Consider the following 25,262-nt stretch of genomic DNA (forward strand, 5'->3'; position numbering starts at 1 on the left):
AATTACTGAATATATATTTCTATTAATATGGAATTGATTTTTGTAAACTGCTAAAAATCAGATGATTAAACATGAAAAAAATATTTACAATTGTACTTTTATTGACAAATGGCATCCTCTCTTGTGATTCTGATGGAGCCAGTTCTGACTGCGTAGGGCTTGAGAAAGACATTGACAAGATTCTACCTGAGGTTCTTATCAGAACAAATCATATAACTGATGAATATCCAAGCCTGCCTGAAGAATACAAAAGTCCTATTTTGAAGACAAAACCAACTGCGATCAGCACGAAAGATACCTTGTATCTTCCTTTCAGTCAGCAGAATACAGTTGAATTTGAAATAGAAGCTAGTAAAGGCTATTTAGTATCTGGAGTTCAACTACAGTACACTAAAGATGGAAAGAAGCAAAGTGAGGAGCCCACTATGGATAAGACACTACGACCCAGCTTTACATTAATGGGAAGACGCGCATTACTAGTCTTTCGCCCATGGCTTAAAGTGCCTTATGGTGATGGAGGTATAGTGGATGTTGTGGTAGAATTAGTTAACAAATCTTGCAACTTTTCTAAAGTCATCACTATCAATGTCTTAAGTAAGGCAGATTACTCGAAACATATTTCTAAAAGCCTTACACATTCACAGTCTGCGCAGATCACAGCACTTAAAGCAAAGTATGACAAACTAATTGATAAGTCTTGGACAGTGACTCGCTTCAGAAGAAGTCAAGACACCTTCTTTGATGTGAAGAAATTCTTTGCTGGTAAGAAAATTCACGAAGGGAAATTTTCAAACGAATACATAGCCTACGACGGCAAGTACAAAATCACTGTTCTAGTCAGTCGTCAACCTACTTATACAATCGAACCAACCCCAATTGCACGATGAATACTATAGGAAGCCGAGTTAAAATGGTAGTAGACCATTTTAACTTATCCAATCTGGGTTTTTCCCAACGAATTGGAGTATCGTCTACAGTTATCAATGGAATTGTGAAAGATGAACACAAGCCTGGTAACAAGGTCTTAGACGCAATAAAAAAGGAATACCCTCAGATTAGCACTGATTGGATTCTTTCAGGTACAGGTGATATGCTAATCGATAACTCCCGCACCCCATCGTTTGGTGAAGATATCTTAGCTAGAGTGAGCTTAGAAGTGGCCCAACTCCGTGAGGTCTTCGCTAATCAGTTGTCGGCTAAAGATCAGCAGATCGCCAGCCTACAGCGAATGCTTGAGGCTACATTACTGGGAAAGCCTAACGACGTAACTCAAGACCGGTCTTCTATCCGTCGCATGTTTCCATTCACCAACCCGCAATTCACGCGGGTCGAGGTACTGGAAGAAGTGGCTTAAAAAAAGGGATATCCCTTTTTTTTGCACGCGTTGCGGTTACAGATGAGGTTACGTCGGAATTTCGCTTAGTCTTCTACCTAAGTGGAACGGTCAGTAAATGAATTAGTTAGCTCTACAGATAAGCGGGGGGTGTTAAATCCTCTCTCTCTGCAAGTATCAAAGCCCGCTGAAAAGCGGGCTTTTTGCGTTTACACAAACCTCACTAAAAACGGACTATACGCGAAATCAACATTGGTTATATAATCCAGCTCCTAGTAACCTTAGTCACCTTAACACAATCCTAATAACTATTGAAATACTACCAAGTATCAAGGCTAGCTACTTGTCAATGAATTCGTTTTGAATCGTGATTTCAGAAGGCACTGACTTTTACAACAGTTATGCGTCTAAAGCAGGGACTATTTGCACCGACGAATTGCTGATGCCAAAAATTTATGAGTATTTAGGGTACGTTCTGTTTATCTATACCGACGACCATATGCCAATTCATGTTCATGTGCAATATGCCGAATATGAATCGAAGGTTGAACTTCATTTTGAGGATGAAGTGTTAACGCTAAAAGTCAGAAAGATTCGGGGAGTAAAGCTGCTACCCGCTAGTAACCAGAAGGAAATCAATCGTTTTATCGAAAACTATGCTCAGGGCATTGTAGATAAATGGGTGAAAATACACGTGTTAAAGACAAAGGTGAAAAACGAAAAAATCACCAAAAAACTATAAGCCTTCAGGTGGTTGATGCCCGATGGGTTGAGGGGTATAAAGTACAAATCGGGTTTAATGATGCCAGTCAGCAACTCGTTGATTTCGGGCCCTATCTAGCCACACATTCACATCCCTACGTTGATCCTTATAAAGACCCGGATCAGTTCAGAACATTCTATATTGACAGAGGAAACCTAGTATGGGGAGAGGATTGGGATATGATCTTTCCTACCTGGAAATTACATCGTGGCCATTTATAGAGATCTTATATAAGTTGGGCCAGAACTGATGAATACAGTTTCTGACATTAAATCTATCTGGCTAGACAGTTTATACCCGAACATTACGGCGTTAGAACATAGCGTAACCTTTCTGCCCACTCCGCAACTCTTCTAAATGCAAGCCCGTCATATAGCGGGCTTTTTTATGCGTTCCCTATAAGTAATCGATCCCCTTCTAACAGCCAATGAGCCAAGCTACAGAACCTTATCGCTTGGAAGTTCTTAACCATATAGGTGGCTACAAAAGCAGATACATACGATAGATTTTAACTTTTTCTGAATGGGCATATAGGGTACGACGGTGCAATCTTGTCTTCAAATCGTTATACGTAGTTCAAGACCTGGTTGAGCCCATTTATGCCCCATTTGATACCCAGTAGCCCGGCACCACTCGCACCAAACGGCGTGCAGCAGGTCGATACGATAGCGCATCCACTTATGCTCGACGATGAAGTACTGGTTGGTCAACTGATGAAAACCGATCCCGAACAGGGCTGCTCCTGGCTGTTTAGGCGGTATTATACGATGCTGTGCAATCATGCGCTCAGGTACGTCTACTCGCGTGAAGTGGCCGAAGATATTGTGGGCGAGGTCTTCTGCACGCTCTGGACCAACAAGCTGTATGAGTCCATCACCACGTCGTACCGGGCCTACCTGTTTGTGGCGGTTCGCAATAAGTCGCTGAATTACCTACGCTGGGAACTGGACCGGTCTGCCGCCGGGACTGATTCACTTGGCGATGCTGACGCTGCCGTTGTCGCCACTGACCTGCACACGCCCGCCGAAGTGGTTCAGTTCGACGAACTATACCAGAAGATCAACGAGACCATTGCTGAGTTGCCGCCGCAGTGCCGCCGCACGTTCCTGCTCTCGCGCTTTGAGCAGAAGCCCTACCGGGACATTGCCGACGAGATGGGCATCTCTGTGAAAGCTGTCGAAGCCAACATCAGTCGGGCATTGGCGGCGTTGCGAAAAATGCTCAAGAATGAATTTGTCGTGGCCTTGCTGGTTGCTACCGGCCTTATATAGGGTAATGCATCCCCAGCTTGTCTACCTCTTAACTTCCTGATACTACTCCCCGCTCACCATCGAATTTATGGACGGACCATCTATTGAACGTACCCTCAATGACCTGTTTGCCGGTCGGGCCACACCCCTTCAAAAGAAGTCGGTGGAGGTTTGGCTGCGGACACCCGAAAACCTGGAATTGTATTACCAGTGCCTGGCCCGTTACGAAGCCGAGAACAGTCAGTACGTACCCGACCTGACTACTTCGCTTTCTGACTACCAGTCGTTTATGAAGGGTGATCCTTACCCGCGTCGCGCCACAGACACCATCGTACGTCCTCTTCCCACACGGCAAAGCCCACGCTGGCTGCTGAGCATTGCCGCCTCTGTACTGGTGCTGTTGGGCCTTGGGTACGTTACCTACGACTGGTGGGGTTACGAATCGCTGACCTCGCCCTACGGACAGACCCGCACCTTTACCCTGGCCGATGGGTCCGACGTGATTTTGAATGCTCATTCGGTGCTGCGGGTGCCGCGCTTCGGGTTTGGCAACGACGACCGTGAAGTCTGGATGACGGGCGAAGGCTATTTCAACGTCCGGCATACGGTGAATGATCACCGGTTCACGGTGCATACCAGCAACCTGGACATTCATGTGCTGGGTACCAAATTCAACGTCGATGCCCGCGCCAGCCAGACCGAGGTCATGCTCAGCGAAGGGAAGGTGGAACTGGTGAAACCTGATGCGGCTGACAAGCGTCCGCTGACGATGAAGCCCGGCGATCAGGTGCTGCTGATGAAAGGCGATACGGCGTTCCGGCGGAAGCCGACGGTTCGGCCCGATCAGGTGGCACCGTACCGCCAGAATCAGCTCGTTTTTGCCGATACGCCGCTGAGTCAGGTGGCGCAGCGCATCGAAGACTATTACGGCATCAAGGTCGTGGTTCCCAATCGCGACCTGGCCCGCCGCGAGCTGACAGGTACGTTGCCCAACAACGACCTGACCGTTGTTCTCCGCACACTCTCGATCTCCTATAACCTGGCCGTTGACCGCCGGCCCAATCAGGTAATTCTGAAACCCCAATGAAAAGACAACTCCATAAACAGCTTAGCTACGGCCTGCTTGGTATTGCTCTGTTGCAGCAACTACCCGTCCATAGCCAGGAAACCGCCTCGGTCAAAAATCGACTGGTGAGGCCTTCGTCGGCCCGTCAACGTCCCCTCCGCGACGTACTGACCGACCTGGAACGGAAGTACAAGGTGTATTTTTCGTATGAAAGCAAACTGGTTCGCAATATTCAGGTCAGCGCCGAGCTACCGTCGGCAACCAGCCTCGACGCGACGCTTCAGCAACTGCTGAATCCGGTAAACCTGCGCTCGCAACGGATGGCCGACCGGTACTATTCCATCGTGGTCGACAACAGCCGTCCTGTAGGTGTGCTACCCTCCCGCCTTATCGACGGGTCGTTGCTGTCGCTACGTACACCGGCATCGCCCAACGCACCTGATCGCGAGTTGAATAGCCTGACCTTTTCAGCCGAAAGAGCCGTTCAGCCGGTTAGCGGCACCATTACGGATGAGAACGGCGGGCCATTGGTGGGCGTCAGCGTCATTGAACGGGGTACGTCGAATGGCACCACGACCAACGCCGATGGGCGCTTTACGCTGAGTGTGGCCGGGCCGCAGTCGGTGCTGGTGTTCAGCTTTATCGGGTACGTTACTCAGCAGCAGGAAGTAGGCAATCGCAGTTCCTTCGACCTCAAACTGAATCCCGATACCCAGTCGCTGGGCGAGGTGGTGGTGGTGGCCTACGGAACCCAACGCCGGTCGAGCGTGACGGGGGCCGTTGACCAGGTGGGGCAGCAGGCGCTGGAAGGTCGGCCCGTTACCACTGTGTCGCAGGCATTGCAGGGTGTGTCGCCCAACCTGGTGGTGCAGCAGGGATCGGGCGAGCCGGGTGCCGGTTTGAACATCAACATCCGGGGTGTCAGTACGCTGGGCAACAACAGTCCGCTGGTAATCGTGGATGGTATTCCCGGCTCGCTCGACGTGCTGAACCCGTCGGATATCGAGTCGATTTCGGTGCTGAAGGATGCCGGTTCGGCCGCTATTTACGGCTCACGGTCGGCCAACGGCGTTATCCTGGTGACCACCAAAAAAGGAGCCAAATCGGGCAAAACGACCGTGACGTATAATGGCACGTTCGGGGCACAAACGCCCACACTGCTGCGCGAATCGAACGAGGCGTGGGAATACGCCCTATTCAAGAATGAAGCGCTGGTCAATTCGGGCTTGCCGCCACAGTTTACGCCGGGGCAGATTGCACAGTTTCAGCAGCAGGGATCGTACCCCTGGTTCCTGACCGAAATTCTAAAGCAACAGGCGCCGCAGCAGAACCACAACCTGAGCGTGTCGGGTGGTAATGCGCAGACTACTTACCACATTTCGGTGGGTTATCTGAACCAGTCCAACCTGCTGAAAGGTCCTGATTTTGGCCTGAAACGCTACAATTACCGCATGAACCTGACCCATCAGATCGATAAGGTCAAGTTTACGGGCATTCTGGCCTATTCGCGCAACGAGATCAAGGAACACGCCTACGCCACTGACGGCCTGATTCTGGACGCGGCACGGATGCCCCGCACCTACCCCATCACCGACTCGCTGGGTAGGTACGTGCTCTCGCCAATTTTGTCGGAAAGCAACCCGCTGGCCAGGCTGGAGCAGGGCGGCTACCGTCGGTACGATAACGACAACGTGTTTGGCAACCTCACGGCCGAATGGGAAGTGTTCAGCGGGTTCCGGCTAAGGGGTATTTTCGGCGGTGAGCTAAACGCTAACCACCAGTACGAGTTCCGCCGGTCGATCAACTACCTCCCCTACACGGGTGGTACCGACAATGTGGCGACGGTGAAAGACGAAAACTACAAGTCGCTTTACACCAATATTCAGGCGCTGGCCGATTACACCAAAACGTTCGGCAAAAGCAACGTTACGGCGCTGGTGGGTTTCTCCAACGAAGGCTTCACCTCGCAGGGAAACGGCATTTTCAAGCGTGATGTAGACAATGATTTGGGCACTGATATTTCGCGGACGATCATTCAAACGGCGTCGTACACCTCGAACCAGCGGACGAGTCAAAACGCCATTTCCAGCGTGTTCGGGCGGGTCAACTACACGTTTGCCGATAAGTACATTGCCGAGGTAAATTTCCGCTACGATGGTTCGTCGCGCTTTGCCAAAGCCAACCGTTGGGGCTTTTTCCCGTCGGCGGCGCTGGCCTGGCGCATCACTGAAGAAGCCTTTGCGTCTGATTTCCGAAATACATTTGGCGACTGGAAACTGCGCACGTCGTACGGTGTACTGGGCAACCAGAACGTGGGTGATTTTCAGTATCAAAGCACTTATTTCAACTTTGCCAATGCCTACGGGTTCAACAACACTAGCGCTGCGGGCACCGGCCTGACGCTGGCGAACCCCGACATCACCTGGGAACGGGCGCAGACGTTTAACCTCGGCCTCGACGCGTCGGTGTGGCGCAACAAAGTGACGTTCTCGCTCGACTACTTCAATAAGCTGACCAAAGACATCCTGATTGCTCCGTCGGTGCCCGGCATTTTCGGAGGGTCGATCGGCGATTACAATGCGGCTCAGGTACGTAATCAGGGCTGGGAAGCGTCGGCGACGGTGCGCCACAACACCGGTCAGGTACGTCACACGCTTTCACTAAACGTGGCCGACAGCTACAACAAAGTCGTGTCAATCGATGGAAAAACCAACATCAACTACCTTGGCGAACTGGCCGTGATTTTGCGGGAAGGGTTACCGGTGCGGTCATATTACGGCTATCAGAGCAACGGCTATTTCCAGAATCTGGAACAGCTTTCGGCCGGTCCGCGTCCCACGTTTGTAGCCCCCGGCGATCTTCGCCCCGGCGATGTCAGGTACGTTGATCAGAACGGCGATAACATCATCGACGAGGCCGACCGGGTAATATTGGGCAACCCTTTCCCGCGCTACACCTTTGGGGCAACGTACACGGCAAGCTGGAAAGGATTTGACCTGAACCTCTTCGTGCAGGGTGTTGGTAAGCGAGCGCTGTTCCTGCGTGGTGAAGCCGTTGAGCCCTTCCACGGCCCCTTCCAGGACGCCATTTTCAAGCACCAAAGCGATTACTGGACGCCCACGAACCCCAATGCCGCCTACCCACGGCTGACCCTCGGCGGGGCGTCGCGCAACAACTGGGGCGTTGGCTCTGACCGGTTCCTGCAGGATGCCTCGTACGTGCGCCTGAAAAACCTGCAGGTGGGCTACACCCTGCCGGGCCGCCTGACCAACAAATTGGGCGTCAGCAAGCTACGCGTGTATTACACCGGCCAGAACATGCTGACGCTCACACCCATGCAGGTCGGTATCGACCCCGAAGCAACCGAATTCAACAACAGTTTAGTGTCCACACGCGGCAACGTGAACTCAGGGCGGGTGTACCCCAACCCACAGTTCAACGGCATTGGGCTGGACGTAACGTTTTAGATTAATTGTCATTCGCTGCGCTGTCATTAAGTAGTCATTAGGGGTCATTCGTTGTCGCTTTCCTGTGGCGAGTGACACGAATGACCACCTAATGACCACCTAATGACAGCGCAGCGTAATGACCACTTAATGACCTTAAACTTATGAAACATACCTATATCGCCTTGCTGGCGGCAGCGTTGTGGATGGGCGGGTGTAAATCCCTTGACCTAGCCCCCACCGACCGGTTCACCGAGGCTACGTACTGGACCTCTGCCGACCGGGCACTCAGCGTGCTCAACACGGCCTACGCGGGCCTGTACTCGCCCGATTATTTTTTCGCCAACGACGCCCTGTCCGACAACGCCTACAACCAACTGGGCGATTTTCAGGGAGCTAACTCAATAGCTCGGGGAGCTTATGATCCGGCCCTGGGGCGCATCAAAGGGGAGTGGGATTTTCACTACGGCGGCATCAAAACCACGCATATCCTGCTGGCCAACATTGACCGGATTCCAGCCATCGATGCGACACTGAAGGCGCGTATTCTGGCCGAAACACGGTTTATCCGGGCGTTTCACTATTTCCAGCTGCTGACCTGGTACGGTGATGTTCCGCTGTTCACGCAGGATATTGGCATTGCCGAAGCGCGCTCAATTCCCCGCACACCTAGAGCCGACGTACTGGCCTTTGTGCTGTCGGAACTGGATGCGGTAGCGACCAACCTCCCGACTAACGTGCAATTTGCCGCCGCTGATAAGGGACGCATCACCAAAGGTGCAGCGCTGGCGTTGAAAGCGCGGGCGCTGCTGTACGAGAGCCGCTGGGCTGAGGTGGCAACCGTGTGCGAGCAGTTGATCGACAACAACACCAACGGAACATACGGGCTGTATCCCAGCTACGAAGGGTTGTTCTTACCGGCCGCCGAGAATAGTCAGGAAAGCATCCTGAGCCTGGGTTATGTGCCGGAACTACGTACCCACGGCAATTTCCGCGACTTTGTGCCCATCACGATTGGCGAGCGGGTCAACAACATTGCCCCCACGCAGGAATTAGTCAATGAGTACCTGACCCTCAATGGCAGAGCCATTACCGAGACGGGGTCCGGCTATTCAGAAACCACGCCCTACGCCAACCGCGACCCGCGCCTGACCGCGACGATCGTGTACGACGGCTATCTCTGGCGCCGGCCCGACGGGTCAACCACGACCATCTACATCAGGCCCGGTTCAACGCCCGCGAACGTTGATGCCCGGAATGAATTTGGCAGGCAAAACGCGTCGACAACCGGCTATTACGTCCGCAAATACTACGACCCAACGGCCAACGCCAGCTTCCAGTCGGGGCTCGATCTGATGCTGATCCGCTACGCCGACGTGCTGCTGATGTATGCCGAAGCCAAAACTGAGCAGGGGCAGATGACCGCCGCTATCTGGGACAAAACCATTGGCGCGATACGTCGTCGGGCGGGCTTCACCGATGCGAACGCGCTGGCATTCCCAACGGGCAGCAACCAGGCTAGTCTGCGCGATATTGTTCGGCGTGAGCGGCGCATTGAACTGGCATTGGAAGGGCTACGCGTGTTCGATATTCGTCGGTGGCGCATTGCCGAAACGGTCCTGAACGGTTTTGCGCATGGTACCCGATTCGGTGACCCGACCATCGACAATGGGTACGTTCGGGTCGACCGCCGCACCTTCGATGCGAGCAAACAGTACCTCTGGCCCATTCCGCAAATCGAGCGTGACCTCAATCAAAGCTTAACACAAAATCCGAACTGGTAAATCTAAACAGGTCAAGGACGGTCGAACGACCGCTATTGGACCCACACTTTCCATGAAACAGACCTTTCTTTCCATTCTATGCCTGTGCCTCGCGGGCATACTGATGCAGTGCAAAGACGCTGGCCGTGACATCAACACGAACATCAGCGACGTTACCTCGTTCTTTTCACCGAACGATAATCAATCCATCAAACTGCTCCCCGCCACCCCCGCCACGGTAGTCTTCGAATGGGATCAGGCGCGGGCCGAAGACGGTACACTGGTATTGTATGAACTGGCGTTCGATAATGAAAACGGCGATTTCTCGAAGCCGATCTACAAACTGGCCTCCGACCAGAACGGCGTCATGAACAAAGCGACCGTGACCCACGCTACCCTGAACCGGGTGGCCGCGCTGGCCGGTATCGGTTCGTTGGGACAAGGCAAACTGAAATGGACGGTACAGGCATCACGGGGTATCAATGTAAAGCAGGCTACCCAGAGCCGGGTGCTGAACGTTGAACGTCCAGCTGGTTTCGCCGAAGTTCCGGCAGAAGTATACCTGACCGGCGATGCCACCGAAGCGGGCACTGACCTGACAAAAGCCATCAAGCTGAAAAGCACTAGCTCTGGCGTGTTTGAGGTGTACACGTCACTCAAGTCAGGTACGTATTCGTTTGTAGACCGTACTACCGGCACGGCAAAATCATTCAACGTCGACGGAACAAACATTGGCGAGAATGGAACGACCACGGTAACCGGGCCCACCAAAACGTACCGTATCGTACTTGATTTCAACAACGCCGCTGCCCGAGTGACCGAGATCAAATCAGTCGGTCTGTGGGTCGCTGGCGACAATGCCGTTCGTACTACACTGCCATACGTCGGTGGAGGCGTCTGGATGATTCCGAACTATAAAGTGGAGTTCGTTCAGTTTTCGTGGGGTCGTGACGAACGCTACAAGTTCCGTCTCACCACGGTTGGGGCCGACGGCAAAGACGCCTACGAATGGCTGGGCAGCAGCAACGCCGACAACTCCCGCGCTGACGCCAATACCCCGGCCAGCTACTTTTTCCTGCTACCCATCGGTGAAAGCCAGTGGGACTACACGTATAAGTTCAACGGCGCCGTTGATAACAAAAACGCCGATATTATGGTGTCGCTGTCGCCGACCGGCCCTTATACGCATCGGGTCACGATTAAGTAGATTGCTTCGAGTTGTAGTGTATTGCTGACGCCTAGTCGAAGGGCCATGCGTCAGCAATACACTACAGCGCGAAGCAATCAATTAAATACCAATCAAAAATCAAGCAAACATTCACGTCTCAAAACCCCTCAACGTCGATGTCATCATTCAATAAATTACTTGCCTTACTCACGCTGACTCTTTTCATTGCCTGCAAAGACAACAGCATTGGTCAGGGTGCCGGGCCTGCAACAAAACCCTACGTCTTCAACTGGACCGTCATTGCCGATAGTAGCACACAGGCTCTGACCCGACAGTTTTTCAACGAGCAGGGTCGCTATTTCAACGAAAATAACAGCGGTAGTACACAGTTCAACTACTGGCCGCAAGCCCACGCGCTTGATGTGCTGGTCGATGCCTATGTGCGCACCAAAGACAGCCGCTACCTCACCTACATGAATGACTGGTACGGTGGCGTACCCATCAAAAACAACGGCGGCTTCCTGAACGAGTATTACGACGATATGCTCTGGAATGCACTGGCAACCCTACGGGCCTACGACGCCACCGGCGATAAAAAGTGGCTCGATGTATCGCAACTCCTCTGGAATGATATCAAGCTCGGCTGGAACGACACCATGGGCGGCGGCATTGCCTGGCGGAAAGGGCAACGGTATTATAAAAACACACCGGCCAATGCACCCGCTATCATTCTGGCTGCCCGACTCTACCAACGCTTGAAACGCCCCGAAGACCTGGAGTGGGCCAAAAAAATCTACGACTGGCAGCAAAAAACTCTCGTTGACCCCGCCACCGGATACACCTATGATGGCATTAATCGGCAGAATGATGGCAAAATTGACGTGAATTGGAAATTCACGTACAACCAAGGCCTTATGATTGGTGCCGGACTGGAAATGTTCCGCGCCACCCAAAACCAGACGTACCTGAGCGACGCCACCAAAACCGCCAACTTCACCATCGCCGATCCAGAACTAACCAACGGTGGCCTCATGCGTGCCGAAGGGAACGGCGACGGCGGGCTATTTAAAGCGGTGCTTGTCCGGTACCTCACCCTGCTGGCTACCGAACCTTCTGTACCCGCCGATACACGCACGCGATACGTTAACTACTTAAAGTTCAACGCTGAAACGCTATGGCGGACGGGTACTCAAAAGCCACAGGTTGTCTATGGTGTTTTTTGGGGTAACCGCCCCACCGACGGTAGAACGGACCTCACTACCCAACTCAGCGGTGCCACGATGCTGGAAGCCATAACGCGGCTGAACTAAGCGCCAGATAAGGTGAGTCAGAAAACACCTTACCGCGCTATTAGTAGCCATCGCTAAATATTTATTTTTAATCTTGTTTTAATAACGTGGTGACTCCCTTTACTTTGTTGCCATTAAAACCCTATCCTCCGACCATTCATAGAAAATCTGTATGCCACTGGCGAATCCACTGACGGCACTTAAGCAATACCGTCTGTCAAACCTACCCTTCGATCTGCCGGCAGGCATCTCTGTTTTTATTGTTGCCCTACCCTTATGTTTGGGCATTGCCCTGGCTTCGGGAGCGCCTTTATTCTCTGGTTTGGTAGCCGGTATCGTTGGCGGCACGCTGGTTGGTCTGCTGTCGGGTTCTGAATTAAGCGTTAGTGGCCCAGCAGCGGGTTTAGCCGTGGTTGTTGCCGATTCGGTTACCAGTCTGGGGACGTTCGATGCTTTTTTGGTGGCGGTTGTGTTGGCAGGTATAATTCAGTTGGGGCTTGGCTTGTTGAAAGTAGGCCGGTTCAGCAGCCTTTTCCCCGAAAGTGTGATCAAAGGCATGCTGGGCGGCATCGGTATCGTTATCATCCTCAAGCAGATACCCCATGCGCTTGGTCGTGACATAGACTATGAAGGCGAATTTGAATTTAGTCAGCTTGCCGACGGAGAAAACACCCTTTCTGAAATTTACCGGGCCGTGGTTACCGCTAGTCCGGGGGCAGTGGCAATTAGTATACTCTCGTTGTTAGTCCTTTTCCTGTGGGAACGGAAAGCGGGTAAGGGAGCCAAATTCTTCAAGAATCTACCCGCTGCGCTCCTGGTGGTTCTGCTGGGGGTTGGCCTCAATCAGTTGTTTCGGCTTTATTATCCCGAGTGGTACTTGGGCGATAACAACGAACATATGGTCAGAATACCTGTGATAAAGGCAGGGCAAAGTGTGGGAACCATGGTCAATTTTCCTGATTTTACGGCCCTCGCCAACCCGCTCACCTATCGCATTGCGGTTACCGTGGCCCTGGTGGCCAGTCTTGAAACCGTGCTGAACCTCGAAGCCGCCGATCATCTCGATCCACTGCGCCGCACATCATCGTCGAATCAGGAATTGATAGCCCAGGGGGTTGGCAACATTACGGTCGGTTTGCTGGGCGGAATTCCCGTTGCCTCACTGGTTGTGCGCACATCGGCCAATATTTTTGGAGGTGGTAAAACGCGAATGGCAACCATTTTTCACGGCGTTCTACTACTGACTGCGGTGGCGCTCACGGGTTCGTTACTCAACTATATTCCGCTGTCGTGTCTGGCGGCCATACTCATCCTGGTGGGCTACAAACTGGCCAATCCATCATTATTTACCTTTTTATATGAGGAAGGGCCTACCCAATTTATTCCTTTCGTTGTTACAGTGATATGCATCGTATTTACCGATCTGTTGATTGGCATTGCCGTCGGCACGGTTGTGGGCTTGTTTTATGTGCTTTATACCAATTCACAGGCGTCGTTTCGGGTTGTTCGCGACCGGCATAACGTCTTGATCAAATTTCAGAAAGATGTTTATTTTCTGAGCAAGCCACAACTTAAAGAAACACTCCTGAGCCTGAAACGGGGTGACTCCGTGTATGTCGACGGGAAGCACGCGGTATTCATCGATCACGACATCGTAGCCATGTTAACCGATTTTACTGAGACCGCCAATACGCAGGGAATTGAATACGAACTCAACGAAATTTTCATTAAAAAACGCAACAGAAATGCAAGCATACGAAAAGCTATTACTGGCCAATAAAGCCTGGGTTAAAGACCAAATCGATTCAGACGATTCTTACTTCACAACTCTGGCACAAGGGCAGACCCCCAAATTCCTTTGGATTGGTTGTGCCGATAGCCGTGTACCCGCCGAGAGCATCACGGGGGCCAAACCAGGCGAGATTTTCGTACACCGTAACATTGCCAACATGGTGGTTCATACCGACATGAACCTACAAAGTGTATTACAGTATGCGGTAGAAGTCTTAAAGGTTGAACACATCATTGTTTGTGGCCACTACGGTTGCGGAGGAGTAAAGGCAGCCATGACTCAAGACGACTTAGGCTTGATTAACAAGTGGTTACAAAACATTCGCGATGTGTATGCGCTCAATGCCGATGAACTTGCGGCTATTGAAGACGAAACAGAGCGCACAAACCGGTTGGTTGAACTGAACGTTATATCCCAAACCATGAATATTGTTCGTACGGCGGTTGTTCAATTGGCCTGGCGTAACGAACAGCGGCCTATCGTTCATGGTTGGGTGTTTGGTCTGGATACGGGACTTATTACCGAACTCATAAACATTGACCATTCTTACGAGCTAAATCCGATCTTCCGCTACAATTTCCCCAGGCCCACCGCCGATAAGATCGGGTAGTTTGAGTCCTAATCTGATTCTGCATTAAGATGCCCAAATCCACGCGTGTGGGTTTGGGCATCTTAATGCAGAATCGCGAATATCAGTTCGCGCAGAATATCTCCTTCTGAGAGCGTAGGCGTATCGATACCTTTCGATTGGGCATCGGCCCGACGGATAGCGTGAATAATATCGGCGACTTTCACTAGTGGATAGGCGCGGGCGGCGGTCAGGTAATCTTTCACGAAGAACGGATTCACGCCCAGGACCGAAGCCAACCCGCGCTCACTTTGATCTTTACTCGCCTGCACGAGTAGCACCCGACTGAAATACTGATACAGTTGAGCCAATACTACCACGGCCGGATTGTCTTTGGCATTACGCCCAAAATAATCGACGATCCGATTGGCTTTCACCACATCGCGCTGCGCCAGCGCTTTCTGCAATTCAAATACGTTGTATTCTTTGCTGATACCCACCAGCCGTTCAACAGTCGTGGCCGAAATCTCTTCGTCGACCCGCAGGTTCAGTAAGATTTTGTCAACTTCACCAGCCATACGCTTCAGGTCGTTGCCAATAGACTCAACCAGCATTTGGCAGGCTTTGGGACTAATTTTCACGCCCCGGCCCCGGCAATATTCCCCTACCCAGTCGACCAGTTTGTTTTCGTATAGTTTCTTGACGCCCAGCAACACCCCTTTTCGGGCAAACGATTTCACCCAGGCTTTGCGCTCATCGAGGGGTTCCTGGTGGAAAATGGCCAGTACGGTACTGCCCAAAGGTTCCATCGCGTAGCTTTCGAGCAACTGCTGTCCCGACTTATCTTTTATGCCATTTAGTTGCTGCGCCTCTTTCACCAGCACGAGTTGCCGATCAGCCATGAACGGGTATCGGCGGGCATTGTTGAGCACCGTGCCCACATCGGCATCCTTTCCGAACAACACAAACTGATTGAAACCGCGTTCGGCTACCGGCACTACCACTTTTTCAAGCTCATCGGCAATGCGATCAAGATAAAACGGTTCGTCGCCATGAATGAGGTAAACGGGGGCAATTCGCTTGTTACGAATGTCTTTCAGGAGGGTATCGACGGCAGATGACAAAAGCAGAAATCAATTACGGTGACGAATCGGAAGTTGATGGCAAAGATACGAGCTACCTGTTCTTTACTTTTGTCTTTTTTTTTGGGACAAACTTCCCTACTTTCACGTTGAGGGGATAACACAATGATTAGTAAGGCCATGCGTAAATCAGTTTTCGGGCGATACGAACCGCTCATTCGAGATAAAATTTCGATCGTTTTGTCGTCGCGCCGGGGGGTGGATGCTGTGCTGTTTTTCGATCTGGCTGAGCTGTCGGGCTATAAGCGGGAAGAGATAGCCCCGTTATTCGATACGTCGCTGAAAACGATGTTGCGCTACAAAGAAACCAAACGCAAACTGAGCCCCACCACGGGCGAACTGGCCCTGAAAATGCTGGCGCTCTTTCAGCATGGCGAAATTATTTTTGGCAGCATCGCCGAGTTCAGAAGCTGGCTCGATGCCCCCGCCTACGGCCTGGCTAATCAACGCCCGTTCGACCTGATGCAAACCTCAGGCGGTATTGACCTGATCGACGATGAACTGACGCGTATTGAATTTGGGGCGCTGGCCTGACCCGGATGGAAGTCTACCGCATTACGCTGGCCAGATGGGCCAATAGTCTGGTTGCTTCGGGCCGGGCCGCCCGCTGGAACTCGGCCGACCGGTTTGTGATCTATACCGCCTCATCGCGGGCACTGGCCTGCCTGGAAAACGTGGTACACCGAACAGGCCGTGGTCTTCAGGCCGATTTCAGAACGATCTGCATCAACGTACCTGACATGCTCCCGATTCAGACCATCGAACTGGGTACGTTGCCCCCCAACTGGGACGATTACGAGCAGTATGCCTACTGCCAACAACAGGGCGATGCCTGGCTGGTAGCGCGTAAATCAGCCATTTTACGGGTACCCTCGGCCATTGTCCCCGCCGAATACAACTACCTGCTGAATCCACAGCACCCCGACTTCGCCTTTATCGAGATCACCTCTGTTGAACCATTCCGTTTTGATAGCCGACTTAAGTAAGGCAAGTGATCTGTATCAAACACTAACCATCCTCCCCTACCACTTATGCAACTTCCCATAACATATCGCCTGCTCTTCGCGGCGCTGACTTTTTTAGCCATTCAGGCGTGTACGTCCCCCAAAAATGCTGAGTCGATTATTGATGCAGCCATCGAAGCACATGGCGACGATACGTGGCAGAATAAACACATCGAGTTCGATTTTCGGACTTATCATCTGAGCCTCGATCATCAGGGCGGCCAGTTCAGGTACGTTCGTTCCTACACCGATTCGTCAGGTACGTTGGTGAAGGAAGTGCTGACCAACGATTCGATTTCCCGCTCGCTGAACAATGTTCCCCAAACGCTCGACACAGCTCAGCAGGGCAAATACAGCCGGGCGGTGAACTCCGTGGCCTACTTTGTTCTCCTCCCCTTCAAGCTCCGCGACCCGGCTGTGCAGGCAACGTACCTGGGCGAGCGCACGCTGGAGGGCCAGGTATACGACAAAGTGCAGGTACGTTTCAAAGCCGAGGGAGGTGGCAAAGACCACGGCGATACGTTTGTGTACTGGTTTAACCAGAAAACCCACACGATGGATTATCTGGCCTACAGCGAAGGAGGGCCGCGTTTCCGCAAAGCCATTAACCCACAAACAGTGGGCGGCATCCGCTTTCAGGATTACATCAACTACAAAAGCGATGAAGGCGATACCACGTTTGTCGGCAATTACGACCGGAAATACGAGGCCCGACAAATGCCTGAGCTGTCGCGTATTGAACAGAAGAACATTAGGGTGGTGGCGTTGTAACGCGGACTTTGGTCGGGGACGCCTAGTCCGCATGTTTATTACTCAATCAAACATGCGGACTAGGCGTCCCCGACTAAAGTCCGCGTTACTTCAACAGCCAGCTAGCCAGCTCCTTCGCGGCTTTGAAGTTTTCGTATTGGGCGGGGATGCGGCGGCCGTCTACGTACTCGTTGTAAAGCCAGGGATCACCTACGGCGAAAACGGTACCTTTTCCTACTTTGGCTGTAGCCATAATGATATTTCCTGATTGCGTAACCAGGGCTTTAGCCGGACCGGAAACGGCAATTGGGGCAAGTTCTTTAATGTAGACTGATCGCGTTTCGGGAAATACCGACGTACCTGCCGGAATGGTTACCAGCCCCTGCTCCCACTTGGTACCCTGCACCATATTTACATTCGACGGCAAGAACTGAATGCCGAACTGAGCAGCCAACTGTCCAAAATACTTGTGTTCGCAGTTCGACGTATCGTTAGCCATCAGCACCAGCGTACCGCCTGCTTTTACCCAATCGGCAATGGCTTTGCTATCGGCTGGGCTAACGTAGTTTGGTTTGGCGGTCTCTTTCGGAGTGTCGGGGTCAACAATAATGTACACGTCAACGCCTTTCAGGCTGGCGGCGGTTGGCGGCCCGGCAATAGTGGTGGTTTTAGCGCCGAAATGACGGAATGCAGTTCCCCACCAATAAAAGCCCGAATGCATCCGATCATCCCAGAGGTAATGGAACGGCTCTTGACCACCCGTTTCGGCCTTTCTGAACTCGTGATTGAAATAGTTGTCGACGGCTACGGTTTTCCCTTTACCAACGCCACTTTCTGCCGCGATTTCCATCTCCACGCTCGCCATAATAAACGGACCAACGCCTTTCAGATCATCCTGACGAAGCTTTTCGCTGAGGTAGTACTCGTAGCTACCATCGCGGTATGGATTACCACCCAGACCACTGACAAGCACCGTTTTTTCGAGGTGAATCTGCCCTTTCTCGTCAGTTGAGATAAAATTCTTTAGCATGCCGTTGTAGCCTTTTTTGGCTGCCGTCATCATCGAGGCGGGCAGGTAACCCATGCGAATGCCCTTGGCAATGGCGTACACAAACATGCCTGAACCTGAGGCTTCGAGGTAATTTCCGGGGCGGCCCTCCGCCTTGTCGCCGAGGCGGTTGGTTACCTGATACCAGCAGCCCGAAGCGGGGTCCTGAAACTTGACAATGGCGGACATGGTGCGGTTCAGAATGGCGATCAGCTCATTCCGGCGTGGGTGCGACTGAGGAATGTAATCCAGCACGTCGACCAGAGCCATGGCGTACCAGCCCATGGCGCGACTCCAGAAGTTGGGCGATTGGCCTGTTGTTTTATTGGCCCATTTCTGCTCCCGGCTTTCGTCCCAGCCGTGGTATAGCAAACCGGTTTTCGGGTCGCGGGCGTGGGCTTCCATCCACACAAACTGATTCACGATATCGTTGAAGTCGGCTTCTTCAGTGCCGTTGGCTTTGCCGTATAAGTGGGTGTACTCAGCGTAGAACGGTTCGGCCATGTACAGGCCATCGAGCCACATCTGGCTTGGGTAAATCTTCTTGTGCCAGAAACCGCCCTCTTTCGTGCGCGGGTGTTCGGCCAATTGCTGCCGGAGCAGGTCGGCCGCTTTTTTATATTTCTCTTTACCCGGTAACGTTTGCCGGGCCAATGTCAGTAATGACCGGCCGGGGGTAATGTAATCGATGTTGTAGTTTGCTTTTTTGTAGGTACGTATATCGCCATTGGCCGAGACGTACCGATCCATGTTTTTCTGGATATACTGGAAATAGCGATCGTCGGCGGTGCGGTACCATACCTGCTCGGTTGCCTGTAGAATCACGCCCATTTCGTATTCCCAACGGGCATCTTTCCCTTCTTTCACGTAAGCGAGCGAATCGCGGTTATTGGCCATGATGGTCGCCAGCATTCGTTGCGACCACGGCATGTTAGTACTGCCTGACTGTGCCAGCGCTACCTGGCTGAGGAAGAGAAAACCGACTAATAGACGATGGGTACGTGTCATTTTACAGAAAAGAAATGGCGGGGTAAAGCCGGGTTAGTGTATTGAATTGACTAGCGTTTGACCCTGAACACCTTGTCCAGAAACGTAATAGTATAGTTCAGGGTCGGTTCGAACCACGGGTGAAGGAGACAGAAAATATGCGGTGCTTCTGGAAAAGTATGTTCTTCTGAATAAATACCCCGTTTGCTGAGTTGCTTTCGCAGATCATCGCGACCGGCATGCATTCGGTCGACGGAGCTGTTGATGAACAGGATTGGCGCAGTTTGCAGATGGACGTAGGTCAACGCCGAGGCTTCGTGCCATTGAGCTAGTTTCTCGGTTTTGGGTCCGCCAAACCAATAGGTCGCCGCCGAGGTGGATTTGCTGTCATCGCCCTCCCCCGATTCGGGATGGTCGAAAGCTAGTAGTCCATCCAGGTCTACAACAGCCTGTATGGCGGTTGAAGCCTCCTGATGACACCCCTCACCTTCGAGCGCAGGTGCCGCTTTCCCCCGAGCGGCGGGGTTCCCGGTTGCGCCCATCAGTGCCGCCAACTGCCCACCTGCCGAAAAGCCAACCGCAGCGATACGGGCAGTGTCGATCGCGTACGTCTTAGCGTTGGCACGCAGCCAGCGAACCGCCGATTTCAGATCATGCACCGCCGCCGGATAAAGCGCCTCGGTGGATAACCGGTACTCGACAGTAACGGCAACGTACCCAGCCGCCGCCAGCCGTTGCGCCAGCGGTATGTGCTGCGACCGATCGCCCGACCGCCAGCCACCGCCGTGAATGACCAGCACGGCCGGCCGTAGGGCACGACGCTGGAATTTTGTCGGGTAAAAGGCATCCAGATGCAGATCGCGGCCATTTTGAGAACAGTAAACCAGGTTCATACTGGCCGTCACGCCGTCAGGCGTAACCGGTTCTACGATGCGTGCTTCTGGAAACGTTTTCTTTAATTTCTGGTAAGCGCCCCAGGTAGTAAACGATGTATCGCGCCGATTGGTCAGGCCGCTAACAGGCTGAGCTGTAGCGAGCGTTGTAAAGCAACAGAGGCTTACCAGGTAAAAGAGACAGTTTCCGTTTAGCATTGGTTTATGCATTTTTTAGGGTGGAAGCAACACGAACTCACTTCACCTCTTTCTTCACTATTCGATCGGCCAGTTCAAGCTTTAGTTCACGAATACTGGCCAATACCAGTTGCGCTATCTTTCTGGCACCCAATTCGTTGAAATGAGTGTTATCAACCTTCCCTTCGGGGTAATTCGGGTGCTCGCCGGGTTCCAGTTGCAGGTACAGCAGCTTCGAGTTTTCGACCCCAAACGACTGCAACAGCGCCTGACTCTTCCTGTCTAAGTCGATAAGCGGGGTTTTGTACTCACTGGCCACCGCCCGAACCAGCTCCGAATATACCGCGTGTGTTTCCTGAACCGCTCCTACTTCGTTGAACTGTCGGCGGGCCACGGGCGTCAAAAGCACCGGAATCGCTTTTTTGGCCCGACTTTCAGTAATGAACCGAATGAGATTAGTGCGATAATCGGCTTCGGTCGTGTAGGTTTTCTTGGTCTTAACCTCGTCGTTATGGCCAAACTGAATAAAGACGTAATCGCCCTCATGGAGTTGATCCGCAACCGGTTGCCAGCGGTTTTCTTCAATAAATGACCTGGTACTCCGGCCGTTCATGGCCCGATTATCCACCTTGACGCTTTTGTCGAAAAAGTAAACGAAAGGCATTCCCCAGCCTGTTTCAGGGTACGTTTTCTCCTGCTTGATTGAGATAGTTGAATCACCAATGAGGTACACCGTTATCGGGTCGGGGAGCCACGTAAATGAAGTCAGGGCGAACAGGCTGAACGTAGCGAAAAGCGAATAAGTAAACCGTTTGTTCATGATTGATGGAGGTAGAATCTCTAAAGAGGGAACCTTACTCTCGTCTTCTTACGATCTGGTTTCCAGTTATCGGTACCAGCCAGAATAACGCCGGGCGTATAGGAGCGGGCTTCATCGACGGTTAGTTGCCTTGACCAACCAACCCGCTGACCAGCATTAGCGCCCGGCCCGGTCGATTTATACTCGGCATATAAGGTTGTTTTTTCGGCATTGGGTTTATCCCAGTTGTGCCAGCCTTCGGCCCGGATATGCTCACCTAAGGTGCAGTTAATAAAGGCCGTTTTGGCAAAATCGCGCCAGGGTCGCCCCAGGTATGTACTGCCTTTGGGCGACTCACTTGTCAGGTTACAGTTCAGGAAGACGTACCCAAACGGCTTGCCCTCGGGCGTGGAGGCGGCGGTGATATACGTACCTGTTTTCTTGCTGAAAATAGTGCAGTGGTCAAACACAGCGGTGGCCGAGCCGAAGATAAAATCGACGGTGCCTTCGATGTGGCAATCGTGATAATACTGCCGACCATATTGACCGGGCATACCGGTATACAGCGTATCCTGATTACCCAAAAAACGGCAGTTGATAAACACGGCACGATCACCCGTAACAAACGCGGCTACCGCCTGACCAACGCGCCCGGCGGTGTTTTCAAACGTCAGGTTCTCGGCCCGGAAATCATTACCAAAGATGTAGAACGAGCCGGATGTTGACGTGCGCAGTTTGGTGCCGTCGGGCATGTCTTTACCCGAATAATCGTCGTAGGTCAGTACCGTGTTTGCCTTGTCTTCCCCGACAAGCGTCACCATATGTTGCGTGGAGTCGAGGCGAAGTTTTTCCTTGTAAATGCCTTTTTTGATCAGAATCAGAACTCGATGGCTGTTATTGACAGGCACCGTTTTCAGCGCCGACTGCACCGTGGTGAAATCACCGCTCCCGTCCTGCGCCACCACGATTCGTTGTTTCTGCGCCAGCAACGTACCTGGCAACAGAAACAGGAGCAACCAATAGCGAAACAAACAAGCCACTTTACCGGGTACGTTATCTTTGGGTACGTTCATTCAATTTTCGTTATTTATCCCACCGGGCCTGCCAGGCGGGGTACTGGTTTGTAATGAGTTTAGCGGGCCAGTTTCCGTACCAGCCATAGCCTACCCGCCGCTCGTTCTCAATCTGGTCGAGGCTGTACTTTTTAACCCCATCCCGTCCGCAAAAGAATGGTTTGTTTGTCTCCAGCTCGTAGAAACGCGACCAAATCACCGCATCGGGCGACTGAACGACAATTACGTCTTTTCCTGAAGGCTGCGTTGCATCCGCGATTGTTTTCGTGGTCGTACCCACCAGTTTTACCGAATCGAGCCAGGTTACGGCTGACCGAATTGCCTGCTTTACCCGCGCGGATGGGCTGTCTATCTTCATCAGAAATTCGAGGATGCCTACCGTTTCGCTACCACTCAGTGAGGCCAGTTCAAAGGCTCGGGCATTGGCAGGTAACAACGTATTCCGGTCGTGCTGCGCACACCAGGCGGTTAGTTTCCCCTGCTGTGTAAACTGTGTATTCAGAATGCACTCAATGCCTTTTACTACAGCAATCTGCGCTTTGGGTGCAAGAGATTTATCGAGCAAGGCAAACGAATCTGTTCCCTCCGCCATGCGCTTCATCACCCACATCACGTCGATCATGGCGTTGTCATTGTATGTGATGTGTTTGCGGTAGCTGCTCGAATCGGGGTAGAACTGTCCCCAGCCCCCTTTCGCATTTTGTGCCATAAGCAGGTACGTTACGCCGCGTTCCGCTGCTTTTTTATAGACGTCGTTCTGCGTTTTACTGAAGGCGTCTACCAGGTAATTGATTTCGCGGGTGGTGGCTTTATCATCGATAGTCGCATCGAGTTTGCTTTTACCCGACTGTAGTGCCTTTTTCACCGCATCGGTAAGCACCAGGTTGTAGTTGATAGCATTACCCCCCGGTTGTGGCCAGCCGCCGTTGTCACGCTGATAGAGCAACATCCGTTCGGCTACTGAGTCTAGTTTCGCTACGGCGGTTTGTTCAACCTGAAAAGGCAAAACGGCCGATTTGCAGCCCAAAAAGCCAACGCCCATCACCGCCTGAACCAGCGGAATGATGGGCGTCAACCAGATAAATACGCGTTTACTTTGCATCTAAGAACGTGAGTTTGGTAGTAAGGGCTGACCAGATAAATCGGGCCAGCCCATTCAAATCTAATAGCCGTAATCCTGTTTCAGGTTCGGGTTAGCATCCAGCGCGGCCTGATTAATGGGTAGCAGTTCGCTTTTGTTCGGGGTAAAGAACTGTGCAACCGAGGTAATGTAGGTGGCGGTAATGTTCTGCCGCCAGTCGAGCCGGGTCCAGCCGGTCACCGCTGTTGCCGTAGTTGGCTTGTACATCGAGTTCAGGAACTGAATTTCTTCGCCGTTATTTTTCCAGAACAGGTAGCGGGGCACGAAGGAGTACTTGCCCGTTCCCGCCTGCATAGCGGTCAGATCTGCCCTTGTTTCCAGAATTTTCGTGGCCAACAGATTCCAGCGGATCAGGTCGTATTTACGGATGCCCTCGCCGCCAAATTCCAGTAACCGCTCGTTTGCAATGGCGTTAAAGAATGCCGCTTTGGTGGTTGGCGTGGTACCCATCAATGTGGCATTGCCCGCATAGCCGCGCTTTCTGACTTCTTCAAAAGCAGCAATCGCCTCGGCCGTTGGCCCGCCTTTCAGTTCGTTTTCGGCTTCAGCAAACATCAACAATACATCAGAGAAGCGAATGATCGGCCAGTTGAACCCCAACGTCTGTGCCGTACCAGGCAGCAACGGGTTACGCCAGTCGCGGCGGAATTTACCGTCGGTGATCGTAGTCAGCCGTTGCGGACTTTTCAGGTTAGAGGCCAGTACCTGATAGAAGGTGATAGTCACATCACGCCGCACATCCGTTGAATCGAATGCGTAGAAATAGGTTGGCAGCGGGTTAATACCACCCCCACCTTGTCCGTATCGCGACGCCGCATCGAGGCGCGGACCGTTGTAATAACCGAGCTTACTGTCCGACTGTGCGCTTCCACCAGCGGCTCCCACTTCAAACATAATTTCACCAGCCGGGTCGGGCGTGAGGCCGCTTACGAACGTTTTGAATAGCGTAACGTAACTGGCGTTCAGCGTGTGCTGATCGCGGCGCTGTATCAACTCATTGGTTTCGTCGCGGGCAATCTGGTAATAGGTGGCGAAGTCGGCGCGGCGTTCCATGGTTTTGGTCTCGCGACGGAGCGAGTAGCCTCCGCGGTAGAGTGCCATCCGGGCGCGGAGTGCTTTGGCGGCTCCTTTCGTGATGCGTTCATTACGTGCGCCGGCTTCCGTACGCCACGGCAACAGGTCTGAGGCTACTTTCAAATCAGCGATCAGCCGTTCGTACACCTTATCGCGGTCTTCCTTCTGCACAAACAAATCGGCTTGCTGGAAAGCCGGGACCATTGGGGCAGGTACGTCGCCCCAGTTCCTGATCAGTTCCAGGTAATACTGAGCGCGTAGGGTGAGCACTTCTCCGTGCAAGCGGCGCAGTTCTTTCTGTTCAGCGGCCGTTCCGTTGATGTACATATCCATCTTCGGAATCTGATCGATGCATAGATTGGCACGCTCAATGCCCTGATACAAGTTGTTCCAGGGGCTGGCAATTTCAGTGTTACCTGCCAGGGCATTATAGCGCCCAATACCCCGACGACCGTTGTCGACCGCACCACTCACCATCATCTCATCGGAGTCGTAGGGATAGTACAGGCTAAGGCGGATACCGTAGGTGTTATCGCCCGACAACAGATCATAAGCGCCCAATACAGCCAGCGTAGCGTTACTGACGTTCGAGAAAACAGCTCCGTTATCGAATTCAGAAATTGGGTTGAGGTCGAGGTAACTTTTACAGGCCGTCAACGACGTGCAAAAGAGGGCAGTCCCTACCAGTATTTTATATAAACGATTGATTTTCATAGCAAATCAGTCTAATAAGCAG

21 protein-coding genes are annotated in these 25,262 nt (G+C 52.3%); 14 read left to right on the forward strand and 7 right to left on the reverse strand.

The features are described 5' to 3' along the window. Positions 1-71 precede the first annotated feature (71 nt). The 11 genes from ACAW87_RS07255 to ACAW87_RS07305 all read left to right on the forward strand — a co-directional run bounded on the left by ACAW87_RS07255 (position 72) and on the right by ACAW87_RS07305 (position 14,480). Complete coding sequence (locus ACAW87_RS07255) at positions 72-887, forward strand: hypothetical protein (protein WP_370722629.1); 816 nt, start codon at positions 72-74, stop codon at positions 885-887. After that, on the forward strand, positions 884-1,354 hold the full coding sequence (locus ACAW87_RS07260) for a helix-turn-helix domain-containing protein (protein WP_370722630.1): 471 nt from the start codon (positions 884-886) through the stop codon (positions 1,352-1,354). The genes ACAW87_RS07255 and ACAW87_RS07260 overlap by 4 nt, the downstream gene beginning before the upstream one ends. Positions 1,355-1,700: 346 nt before the next feature. After that, positions 1,701-2,075 carry a DUF4160 domain-containing protein gene (locus tag ACAW87_RS07265; protein WP_370722632.1) on the forward strand — a complete coding sequence of 125 codons (375 nt, stop codon included), beginning with the start codon at positions 1,701-1,703 and terminating at the stop codon, positions 2,073-2,075. 620 nt (positions 2,076-2,695) lie between these two features. After that, entirely contained in the window at positions 2,696-3,367 is a 672-nt protein-coding gene (locus tag ACAW87_RS07270) for an RNA polymerase sigma-70 factor (protein ID WP_370722634.1), read from the forward strand. 67 nt (positions 3,368-3,434) lie between these two features. Further along, complete coding sequence (locus ACAW87_RS07275) at positions 3,435-4,433, forward strand: FecR domain-containing protein (RefSeq protein ID WP_370722635.1); 999 nt, start codon at positions 3,435-3,437, stop codon at positions 4,431-4,433. Beyond that, the gene (locus tag ACAW87_RS07280; RefSeq protein WP_370722637.1) at positions 4,430-7,879 is read left to right on the forward strand and encodes a SusC/RagA family TonB-linked outer membrane protein; all 3,450 of its coding nucleotides are present in this window, start codon (positions 4,430-4,432) and stop codon (positions 7,877-7,879) included. The genes ACAW87_RS07275 and ACAW87_RS07280 overlap by 4 nt, the downstream gene beginning before the upstream one ends. Positions 7,880-8,022: 143 nt before the next feature. Beyond that, positions 8,023-9,642 carry a RagB/SusD family nutrient uptake outer membrane protein gene (locus ACAW87_RS07285; RefSeq protein WP_370722639.1) on the forward strand — a complete coding sequence of 540 codons (1,620 nt, stop codon included), beginning with the start codon at positions 8,023-8,025 and terminating at the stop codon, positions 9,640-9,642. 52 nt (positions 9,643-9,694) lie between these two features. Next, entirely contained in the window at positions 9,695-10,828 is a 1,134-nt protein-coding gene (locus ACAW87_RS07290; RefSeq protein WP_370722641.1) for a SusE domain-containing protein, read from the forward strand. A gap of 137 nt (positions 10,829-10,965) precedes the next feature. Continuing rightward, positions 10,966-12,099 carry a glycoside hydrolase family 76 protein gene (locus ACAW87_RS07295; RefSeq protein WP_370722643.1) on the forward strand — a complete coding sequence of 378 codons (1,134 nt, stop codon included), beginning with the start codon at positions 10,966-10,968 and terminating at the stop codon, positions 12,097-12,099. Positions 12,100-12,250: 151 nt separating this feature from the next. Beyond that, on the forward strand, positions 12,251-13,858 hold the full coding sequence (locus ACAW87_RS07300; protein ID WP_370722644.1) for a SulP family inorganic anion transporter: 1,608 nt from the start codon (positions 12,251-12,253) through the stop codon (positions 13,856-13,858). Next, positions 13,824-14,480 carry a carbonic anhydrase gene (locus ACAW87_RS07305; protein ID WP_370722646.1) on the forward strand — a complete coding sequence of 219 codons (657 nt, stop codon included), beginning with the start codon at positions 13,824-13,826 and terminating at the stop codon, positions 14,478-14,480. Before ACAW87_RS07300 ends, ACAW87_RS07305 begins: the two co-directional genes overlap by 35 nt. A gap of 62 nt (positions 14,481-14,542) precedes the next feature. On the opposite strand, the gene holA is transcribed toward ACAW87_RS07305, so the two are convergent. Then, complete coding sequence (gene holA / locus ACAW87_RS07310) at positions 14,543-15,562, reverse strand: DNA polymerase III subunit delta (protein WP_370722648.1); 1,020 nt, start codon at positions 15,560-15,562, stop codon at positions 14,543-14,545. 138 nt (positions 15,563-15,700) lie between these two features. On the opposite strand from holA, the gene ACAW87_RS07315 reads away from it, so the two are divergent. From ACAW87_RS07315 to ACAW87_RS07325, 3 genes are read left to right on the forward strand one after another with little or no spacing between them, the layout of a single operon-like run. Beyond that, positions 15,701-16,114, forward strand: coding sequence for an Xre family toxin-antitoxin system antitoxin (locus ACAW87_RS07315; protein ID WP_370722650.1), 414 nt, complete (start codon positions 15,701-15,703; stop codon positions 16,112-16,114). A 5-nt stretch (positions 16,115-16,119) separates the two neighbouring features. After that, positions 16,120-16,566, forward strand: coding sequence for an RES family NAD+ phosphorylase (locus ACAW87_RS07320; RefSeq protein ID WP_370722652.1), 447 nt, complete (start codon positions 16,120-16,122; stop codon positions 16,564-16,566). A gap of 45 nt (positions 16,567-16,611) precedes the next feature. Further along, positions 16,612-17,355, forward strand: a complete 744-nt coding sequence (locus tag ACAW87_RS07325; protein WP_370722654.1) for a DUF6503 family protein — start codon at positions 16,612-16,614, stop codon at positions 17,353-17,355. 85 nt (positions 17,356-17,440) lie between these two features. On the opposite strand, the gene ACAW87_RS07330 is transcribed toward ACAW87_RS07325, so the two are convergent. From ACAW87_RS07330 to ACAW87_RS07355, 6 genes are read right to left on the reverse strand one after another with little or no spacing between them, the layout of a single operon-like run. After that, on the reverse strand, positions 17,441-19,390 hold the full coding sequence (locus tag ACAW87_RS07330; protein ID WP_370722656.1) for a glycoside hydrolase family 88 protein: 1,950 nt from the start codon (positions 19,388-19,390) through the stop codon (positions 17,441-17,443). A 50-nt stretch (positions 19,391-19,440) separates the two neighbouring features. After that, a complete protein-coding gene (locus ACAW87_RS07335) occupies positions 19,441-20,460 on the reverse strand; it encodes an alpha/beta hydrolase fold domain-containing protein (RefSeq protein WP_370722658.1) in 1,020 nt (339 codons plus the stop codon). Positions 20,461-20,497: 37 nt separating this feature from the next. Next, entirely contained in the window at positions 20,498-21,259 is a 762-nt protein-coding gene (locus ACAW87_RS07340) for a rhamnogalacturonan acetylesterase (protein WP_370722660.1), read from the reverse strand. Between the two features lie 20 nt (positions 21,260-21,279). Further along, on the reverse strand, positions 21,280-22,311 hold the full coding sequence (locus ACAW87_RS07345) for a pectinesterase family protein (RefSeq protein ID WP_370722662.1): 1,032 nt from the start codon (positions 22,309-22,311) through the stop codon (positions 21,280-21,282). Between the two features lie 10 nt (positions 22,312-22,321). After that, complete coding sequence (gene pelA, locus ACAW87_RS07350) at positions 22,322-23,413, reverse strand: pectate lyase (RefSeq protein WP_370722664.1); 1,092 nt, start codon at positions 23,411-23,413, stop codon at positions 22,322-22,324. Positions 23,414-23,473: 60 nt separating this feature from the next. Continuing rightward, positions 23,474-25,240 carry a RagB/SusD family nutrient uptake outer membrane protein gene (locus ACAW87_RS07355; protein ID WP_370722666.1) on the reverse strand — a complete coding sequence of 589 codons (1,767 nt, stop codon included), beginning with the start codon at positions 25,238-25,240 and terminating at the stop codon, positions 23,474-23,476. Positions 25,241-25,262: the final 22 nt, after the last annotated feature.

Origin of the sequence: Fibrella aquatica (assembly GCF_041321135.1) — a bacterium.
Lineage (GTDB): Bacteria > Bacteroidota > Bacteroidia > Cytophagales > Spirosomataceae > Fibrella > Fibrella aquatica.